Source organism: Rhodoferax sp. (assembly GCF_037143375.1).
In the GTDB taxonomy this organism is placed as follows: Bacteria; Pseudomonadota; Gammaproteobacteria; order Burkholderiales; family Burkholderiaceae_C; genus Rhodoferax.
In genome coordinates this window covers 1-5,106 of sequence record NZ_JBAWYV010000191.1, presented here as the reverse complement: position 1 = coordinate 5,106, position 5,106 = coordinate 1, and the positions used below count along the sequence as shown (strand labels likewise).

The window sequence follows — 5,106 nt, the reverse complement described above, 5'->3', positions numbered from 1 at the left end:
GCGGCTTCGCAATACGACAGGTAGAACTCCCAGATGTGGATAAAGCGCTGATCAAAGCCGTTGTGAAGCACCTGCGCCCGCTTCGCTACAAAGGCATCGCGCCATCGGCGCAGGGTCTCGGCATAGTCGTGGCCAAAGGCATATTCGTCCACCACATCAAGCCCGGCAGCGTGGGCTTGCGCCCGGAATTCGCGTGGGCACGGCAGGCAGCCACCCGGAAAGATGTACTGCTGGATGAAGTCGGTAGAGCCCACGTAGCGCTCAAACAGCGCATCGTCAATCACGATGCTCTGCACGCAGGCGCGCCCGCCCGGTTTGAGCAAACGCGCCACGGTGGCGAAGTAGGTGGGCCAATATTCGCGCCCGACGGCTTCGACCATTTCAATCGAGCAGATGGCGTCAAACGGGGCGTCGGTGATGTCGCGGTAATCCTGCAGGCGCAGGTCGGCCTGCTGGCTGGGGCCGGTCGCCACGCCCAGGTTTTGTAGGCGCGTCTGGGCATATGCCAGTTGCTCGGTGCTGAGCGTGACGCCGACCACCGAGGCGCCGAATTCGGCCGCCGCCATTTCGGCCAGCGCGCCCCAGCCGCAACCGATCTCCAGGACCCGGTCACCCGCTTTGACACCGGCCAGCGAGAGCGCACGGCGCACCTTGGTGTTTTGCGCGCGCGCCATCGGCTGGTCCAGGTTGCCGTCAAAAATGGCCGCTGAGTAGTTCATGGTTTCGTCCAGCCACAACCTGTAAAAACCATTGCCGAGGTCGTAGTGCGCGTGGATGTTTTTCTGGCTGTTGGCGCGGGTGTTGCGGTTCAGCAGGTGCTTGAGGCGGTACAGCAGGCGCCCGGCCCAGGAGCCATAAATGACGTTTTCGACTTCGGCCCGGTTTTTCACCAGTACGCGCAGCAGTTCGGTCAGGTTGGGGGTGCTCCAGTCACCGGCAATGTAGGTTTCGGCAAAGCCGATGTCGCCCGATTTGAGCGCGGCTGAAAACACCTTCCAGTTGTTCAGGTGCAGCGTGGCGTGGGGCAAGTCCTCGCTGCCAAAGCGATGCATCGAGCCGTCGGGCAGTTGCAGCGTGAGGCTGCCGTGGCGCAGGTTTTTAAGCAGTTTCAGCACACTGCGGGCTGCGGCCGGTGTACCTTGAGGAATGGAAAACGCGGGGGCGGTGGTGCGGTTCAGGGTGTTCATGGGGGACCTCGGGGCTCAGCGGGTGGTGAAAGCGGTGGGCGGCTTGGGTTTGCCAAAAAACCGGACGCGTTTGATGAAAAGCTGCAGCGCTTGCCAGTGGATGCGCAGCACCACGCCCAGCGTCATGGCGGGGTAGTGCCACAGCGCGTGGCGAACGCTCTGGGCGCTCAAGGGCTGCAACTTGCCGCTGACACGGGTCTCGATCAGCGGGCCCGTCAGGTCATCAAAGTCAACGCGGGCCACCGTGTGGGTGCGCCCGGGGGTGACCATGAAACGAAAGCGGTAGCTGCCTTCCACCGGGCAAAACGGCGACACATGAAAGACCTTGGCGGCACTTTGCTCGACACCAAACGTCGGTGCATCCAGCAAGTAGCAGTGGCGTTCGCCAAAGGTGTTGTTGACTTCGGCCACGATGGCGCGCAGGGTTCCGTCCGCGCGGTGGCAGTACCAGAAGCTGACCGGTTTGAAGGCAAAACCCAGCACGCGCGGGTAGCAGTGCAGCCAGACTTCGCCGTCGGCGCCGTCAATGCCTTGCCGGGCCAGAAGTTCATCCAGCCAGGCCAGTGCGCCGCCGAGTTCGGGGCAGCGGCCATCGCCGTGGTCGGCATCAAAAAAGCTCAGCGGCGACCAGCGGTTGCGTGGCAGTAGTCCGGCACCGTTGCGCTGCATGGCGCGCATTGGCAGCATCAAAAAATAGGTGGGGTAAACAAAAGCATGTCGCACCGGCTTCAGGCGTGTGTGGCGCACCTCGCCAAACCCGATCAAGGGCTGGGGCGGCGCGGTATCAACAGGGTGATTCATTGCGGCACATCAGACCAGTTGCAGCAGCCGGGCGGCCACATCGAAGCCGGATTTAAGCCCGTCCTCATGGAAACCGTAGCCGGTCCAGGCGCCACAAAAATAGGTGTGTTGCTGGCCCTGCAGCGCCGGGATCTGGCCTTGGGCCCGGATGGCGGCGGCATCAAACACCGGGTGGTCGTACTCAAAAGTGCCGTGAACCTGGCTTGGGTCGATCGCGTGCACCGGGTTCAGTGATAACACCACCGACTGCTCGAAGGGCAAGGGCTGCAACAGGTTGAGCAGGTAGTGCAGGCAGACGCGGGCGTCTGAAGGGGTTTGTTGGGCCGATGTCGTGCTGCTGGGGCGCGCAGCCCGTTCGTAATTCCAGGCCGCCCAAGCCCGGCGCTGGCGCGGCAGCACCGAGGTGTCGGTGTGCAGCACGGCGCGGTTGGGCTGGTAGCGGATGGCGCTCAGCGCCTCGACCTCGCCCGGGCTGGGGTTGCCCAGCAGTCGCAGTGATTGGTCGGCGTGGCAGGCCAGCACCACCTTGTCAAAACGCTCGGTCTGGCCTCGCGAGGTGACCGATACGCCGTGGGCCTCGCGCGTGATGCGGTCCACCGGGCTGTTGAGGCGCTTGTCGGCCACCTGGGCCACAATTTTTTCAACGTAGTGGCGTGCGCCCCCGGCCACGGTCCACCACTGAGGGCGGTTGGTGACTTGCAACAGACCGTGGTTATGACAAAACCGGATCATGGTTGCCACGGGGAACCGCAGCATCTGATCAGTCGGACAACTCCAGATGCAGCCCAGCATCGGCAACAAATACCAATCCCGAAACTCTGCAGACAACTTGTGTTGCTGCAAAAAGTCGGAAAGGGGTTGCATTAATGCGGCTTCGGCGCCGCGCTTGGCCAGGTCGGTGGCCAGTGCGTTAAACCGAAGCACGTCGCGCAGCAAGCGCAAAAAGCGCGGGTTGACCAGGTTGCTGCGCTGGGCAAACACGGTGTTCAGCGAGGAACCGCTCCACTCCAGTGGGCCATGTCCACGCCCGTCAGGAACCTGAACCGAGAACGACATGTCAGACAGCACGGCAGCGACACCGAGTTCGGCAAACAGCTTGATGAGTTGCGGGTAAGTGCGCTCGTTGAACACCAGAAAACCGGTGTCTACGCCGTGCGTTACCAGGCCATTCGGGCCGGGCAGCGTGAGGTCGACGGTGTGGGTATGGCCGCCAAAATAGTCTCCCGCCTCAAACAGCGTGAGGTCGGCTTTGCCGTGCAGCGCATGCGCAGCCGCCAAACCCGAGATGCCCGAGCCAATGATCGCGATTTTCATGGCCGTGCGCCCTCGCTGCGAGCTTCATGCAGGGTGGCAGGAAGCGAAAGAGAAGCGGGATGGCGGCAGGGTGGGCGGTGCATAGTTGATAAATTACGAATCGGTTATTTTGTGACCGGTTGGTAATTTATCGTGGCAAGTGGACCTTTACCCTTGTACCCATTGGGGTCATGGCGCTTGAATTGTGAAAGAGGAAGGGGCCGTGGGTGCCCCGCAACACGTTACCAGCGACGATCGGTCGCGGTCGGTTTGGTCAGGGCCAGCAGCCGTTCCAGGTTGATTTGTACCTTGACGTCGCGGTGCGACACACCGGCCACGATCTTGTAGTCGGGCTTGCTGGTGTCGCGCACGATCAGTTCGCCGGTGGGCATGCCTGTGCGGTTGATCACCACAGCCACGCGGGGCGTCGTGGTGTTACTGCCGCGCTTGATGACGGCCGCAATTTCGTCTGATGCCAGTCTTACGAATGAGCCGGGCGAGTAAATGCCGGTGGCCTTGATCAAGGCGGCGCCGGCCGCGTCGACCTGGCGATTTTCATCGAAGTAAATGGCTTGCATGGCGCTGGCAGGCGACTCAGAAGTGCGAGAGGCACGCGGGGCCAGACGCGCGGCAAACATGTCGGCACGCTGGATCATGCGGGCCATTCGCTGGGCCTCAGACCGTACGGCCAGCGGTCCGGGAGTTTTGGTGTGGTGGTCGACCACCGCTTCCAGCCAGAGCGGGTCGGTCACGCCGCGCTGCATCAGAAGGCTCAAGCCCCGGGCACCATGGTGTTCGATCTGGCGGGCTTGTTCCAGGTTGGGCTGCTCTTTTTGCACGGCCAACCGGTCTTGCAGCTCGGTCATGCCGATGTTCATGGTGAGTGCGGCTTTGCACAGGGAGTCTTCCAGCGCGGCTGGCCATTTCAGAACTTCGCGCGCGGCCAGGCTGCACATCACACTGACCAACATAGCGTGGGTCGCGCTGTACCGGCGTAACTCGGTGCTGGAGAGATGAATCAGGGCAAACAAGGTGCCATCCGGGTTGGTGCGGGCGTGCCGATTGAGCTGCAACTGAAGTTTGTCCAGCCGGGCGCAAAAACTCTCGGCGTTGCTATCCCGCAGCATGGCGTGGGTCTGCTCCTGCAGGTCCAGCCAATCGGGCTCGTCGCTGAGGGTGATGTCACGGGTGCGCTCCAGCTCGAACGAAGAAAACTGGCTTTCGGCAATTTCACCCAGCGCCTTCTCGTCGGTCACCATGCTGCGGAGTTTTCCGACATAAGCGCGCCTGTGCACTTCAGACTCGGCCACGTCGATGTAGAGTTGCTGGCGCTGCGCGACCACCTGGTCGAGATCGGCCTGGCTGCGGATGACGAAGCCCTTGGGCGCGATCAAAATCCCATTCACATCCCAGAGTGAAAGCGGAATCGGTGTGCCGATGCGGATGGTGTCAGTGTTGACGGTAACGAGGTTCATAAAGTGAAGGAATTATGCCTATGCCAACAGGCAAAACAGTAGCTTAATAGATTAGCCCGGCCTGCTAGCATCGAAGGCATGACGGACATACCCACCATTTCTGCGCTTTCAGACAAAATTTGCGGTCGCACGCAAGTGGTGGAGCGCATTCAGCGCCTGCCCCGGCCCCTGGTGTTTACCAATGGCGTGTTTGACGTGCTGCACCGCGGCCATGTGATGTACCTGGCGCAGGCCCGCGCGCTGGGCGCCAGCCTGGTGGTGGCGCTGAACACTGATGCCTCTGCCAAGCGCCTGGGCAAAGGGCCGGACCGCCCGCTGAACAACGAAGCCGACCGCGCTTTTGTGATGGC

At 62.0% G+C, this 5,106-nt stretch carries 5 protein-coding genes; 1 reads left to right on the top strand and 4 read right to left on the bottom strand.

Annotated elements, in window-relative coordinates; all coding sequences use genetic code 11:
* The 4 genes from WCG50_RS17270 to WCG50_RS17255 form a co-directional block, all read right to left on the bottom strand.
* Positions 1-1,187 (bottom strand): cyclopropane-fatty-acyl-phospholipid synthase family protein (locus WCG50_RS17270; protein ID WP_336900835.1); only part of this gene is annotated, 1,187 nt, incomplete at its 3' end.
* Positions 1,188-1,202: 15 nt separating this feature from the next.
* The gene (locus tag WCG50_RS17265; protein WP_336900834.1) at positions 1,203-1,988 is read right to left on the bottom strand and encodes a DUF1365 domain-containing protein; all 786 of its coding nucleotides are present in this window, start codon (positions 1,986-1,988) and stop codon (positions 1,203-1,205) included.
* Between the two features lie 9 nt (positions 1,989-1,997).
* Complete coding sequence (locus tag WCG50_RS17260; protein WP_336900833.1) at positions 1,998-3,302, bottom strand: FAD-dependent oxidoreductase; 1,305 nt, start codon at positions 3,300-3,302, stop codon at positions 1,998-2,000.
* A gap of 221 nt (positions 3,303-3,523) precedes the next feature.
* Entirely contained in the window at positions 3,524-4,756 is a 1,233-nt protein-coding gene (locus tag WCG50_RS17255; protein WP_336900832.1) for a phosphohydrolase, read from the bottom strand.
* Between the two features lie 78 nt (positions 4,757-4,834).
* Here WCG50_RS17255 and WCG50_RS17250 point away from each other — a divergent pair.
* On the top strand, positions 4,835-5,106 hold a 272-nt coding region (locus WCG50_RS17250), incomplete at its 3' end, for an adenylyltransferase/cytidyltransferase family protein (RefSeq protein ID WP_336900831.1).

Coding starts and splice junctions, on each gene's coding strand:
- WCG50_RS17265 (WP_336900834.1), bottom strand. CDS start 1,988: ATGAATCACCCTGTTGATACCGCGCCGCCCCAGCCCTTGATCGGGTTT.
- WCG50_RS17260 (WP_336900833.1), bottom strand. CDS start 3,302: ATGAAAATCGCGATCATTGGCTCGGGCATCTCGGGTTTGGCGGCTGCG.
- WCG50_RS17255 (WP_336900832.1), bottom strand. CDS start 4,756: ATGAACCTCGTTACCGTCAACACTGACACCATCCGCATCGGCACACCG.